Source organism: Bizionia hallyeonensis, assembly GCF_042657385.1.
GTDB classification, from domain to species: Bacteria; Bacteroidota; Bacteroidia; order Flavobacteriales; family Flavobacteriaceae; genus Algorimicrobium; species Algorimicrobium hallyeonense.
Genome location: NZ_JBHSLA010000020.1, coordinates 1 through 1595 on the forward strand (window position 1 = coordinate 1; position 1595 = coordinate 1595).

Here is a 1595-nt window from a genome sequence, read left to right on the forward strand (position 1 = left end):
AATGCAATTAATTTATACAATCAAATAAGATTACATTTATCTTTAGACTATAAAACACCTAATATGGTATATCAATTATCAGCGTAAATTCAATTTTAACCTGTAGCCATATTTCAGGACGAGACACGATGAAGCACAACGTTTATGTATAAGAATAGTTGCGGGTTTGTATGCGAGGATTTTCCGAAGGAAAATCGGACGTTACAAACACGCAACGACCTTGAATTAAGCACTAAACCGCAATTATTTTTATACGGTGTTGTGCAAAGTTTTTTTAATTCAGTCGAGATTCTAATTCAATTCTGACTTCCTCTGCTGTTGGGTCTTTAGCCAAAATCAATCCGTTTTCGTCGATTAGGAATATTCCACCGCCACCACCATCGACTCCATATTTTTGCCAAATATTATTTTGTCTGTCCAATTCAACAAGATTTATCCATTCCCACTTTTCTTTCTCGAGGAATTTTACAAGTCTATCAGTATTTTTAAATTCCCCAGCAACTCCAATAATTGTAAACCCTTTGTCTTTGTATTCGTTGTAGAGAGGAACCATTTTTCTGCTTTTGGCGATACAAGGTCCACACCAAGTAGCCCATAAATCTAATAATGCTACTTTTCCATTAATTTTTTCAGAAAGTTTGATTTCATTTCCATTTAAATCAGGTGCGGAAAAGTCAGTATATTTTTTGCCAACCTTTATATTCTCAATTGCATCAATTAAATTTGAAGCTAATCCGTTATAGGGATGGTTTGGATTGCTCTCTGATAATTTTTTGTAGTTGTTTTTAATTAAATCTGAATTAAGGTTTTCTTTAAAATATCTTAATTGCTCTAAAAAAAGATAATATGATACCAAACTAGGATTTTGAGGAATATAATATTCTTGCTCCCATTTTAGTTGTTCCTCCCAATCTTTAGGATTAAATAAAGAATCTGCTTCTTTTTTATAATTCTTGTATTTAGAGTTTAAATCTCCTCCTTTGACTATATTTTTATCAAATTCCTCTTCGGTGAATAAGGTTAAGTCAATTTTCTCGTTTTCTAAAAATAGAGGCATAGGCCTATACATTCCTTTTTTTACAGATTCGGCAAATGCTAAATTAACTACTTCTGGGTTTTGAAGTTCTTCTTGATAATGAAATTTTCCATTAATTACAGGAATCTCAATTATTGAATCGAATCTAGTATCTTGGTTAGGTTTGATTAACATAATTGATTTGGTATCTGTTCCTATAACTTCTCCGTTCAGTTCGAGAATACTCTTTTTGTCAGAAGAACAGTTAAATAAAATTATTATTGAGAAGAATAATATTAATTTGGTAGTAAATTTCATTTGTAGTTCAGGTTTTAAATTTTGCACAACGTGTTTGTGTATGATTTCGTTGCGTGTTTCAGCAACTAAATTAGCAAATACAAACCGAATAGAAAATCCGCGAGGATTTTCGTAAGTAGGCGAGTACTAGCAATGAATTATACACGTCTTAAGTTTACAATTCATTAAATTAGATAAATAATCAGAAAGAACAAAAGAGAGGATTAAGGTTAATATACACGGTGAAGATTAAACTTCGTCAACATTGATAATCCCCTCTCTT

Annotated in this window: 1 protein-coding gene; it reads right to left on the reverse strand. The window is 31.4% G+C overall.

The features are described 5' to 3' along the window. Positions 1-274 precede the first annotated feature (274 nt). Complete coding sequence (locus tag ACFPH8_RS14980) at positions 275-1333, reverse strand: redoxin domain-containing protein (RefSeq protein ID WP_376862267.1); 1059 nt, start codon at positions 1331-1333, stop codon at positions 275-277. Positions 1334-1595: the final 262 nt, after the last annotated feature.